The 1,225-nt window shown below is 41.2% G+C and carries 1 protein-coding gene and 1 pseudogene; both read right to left on the bottom strand.

From position 1 onward, the window contains the following. Positions 1 to 260, bottom strand: a pseudogene (locus tag P1K33_RS15340) (OmpA family protein); the annotation flags it as partial. Between the two features lie 21 nt (positions 261 to 281). Next, positions 282 to 1,199: a PorP/SprF family type IX secretion system membrane protein gene (locus P1K33_RS15345; RefSeq protein ID WP_284653859.1), complete on the bottom strand. Its 918-nt coding sequence runs from the start codon at positions 1,197 to 1,199 to the stop codon at positions 282 to 284. Positions 1,200 to 1,225: the final 26 nt, after the last annotated feature.

Genomic DNA, 1,225 nt, shown 5'->3' on the forward strand with positions numbered 1-1,225 from the left:
GCATCGGCAGTGGTCTCGGTTGCTCTGGCATACCATTTAACCGCTTCAGTGGAGTTGAACATGTTGTAATAGGCATCGGCCAGTTGTTTGTACACATAAGCATCCCCTTTGTTGTTCTCAACAAGTCTGAGGTATTCTTTGGCTGCATCAACATATTCGTAACGGGCAAACAGCTTGTCGGCCGTTTTGGTATCTTTATTCTGTGCCGAAAGCGAGAAACTCATGGCTACAAAACTTATGGCTATATATAGATTTTTCATGTTTTTAGGTGTCTTTATAGGTTAGAAATATCTTGGTGAACGTGATACTTTTTTCGGGAAGTTCAGATCGAACAATAACATAAACTCGTGAGAGGATGGTGTTACTACGTCTAAGTCTGAAACGATATGGTCATAAGCATACCCTATTCTTAAACTCGGGGTGATTGCAAAGTTAACCATAGCTCCGAAAGAGTCTTCTAGTCTATAGGTTGCTCCTAATTCTAACTTGTCATAAAGCATAAAATTGGCAGATACATCAACGGATGCCGGTGCGTTAAGTGATGTTTTCACCATCGCAAACGGTTTGAACTTCAAATTAGGGTTGATGTCAAATACATAACCTCCCGTTAGGAAATAGTGCATCTCTTCGCCTCCGTATGATCTTCCGTCATAATCCAAATAGTTTGCCTTTAACATATTAGGTACCGAAAGGGCCAAATAGTATTTGTTGGTGTAATAGAAAAGCCCTGAACCAATGTTTAAGAAGGTCTCATTTGGATTTGAACCACCAAAAGCACCATCACCTACATCAGGCAGGGTTGGATAGATGGTTTGGAAATCTATCTTGTGCATGGTCAAACCGGCTTTCATACCGAATGCCAGTTTGTGCTCACCACCTAAGTTTAAGGTATAAGAGAAATCCGCGTAGAAGTTGTTCTCCTCCACAGGCCCGATTTTATCCGAGATGATGGAAAGCCCTAATCCGACATTTCTTCCCACAGGAGAGTGGATAAAGAATGTTCCCGTTGTTGGGGCATCCTCAATCTCAACCCACTGCTTACGGTAAAGAACACCGCCTGATAAAGCTTCTTTTGATCCGGCGTAGGCCGGATTCATTACACTCATGTTATACATGTACTGCGTGTAATGAGGATCTTGCTGTGCTCTTAACTCTGTTACTGCTAAAGCTAATACTGCAATGAAATATAGTTTCTTCATTTTGTTGTGTTTTATTTTAAATCCAA

Source organism: Flavobacterium terrisoli (genome assembly GCF_030167905.1).
GTDB classification, from domain to species: domain Bacteria; phylum Bacteroidota; class Bacteroidia; order Flavobacteriales; family Flavobacteriaceae; genus Flavobacterium; species Flavobacterium terrisoli.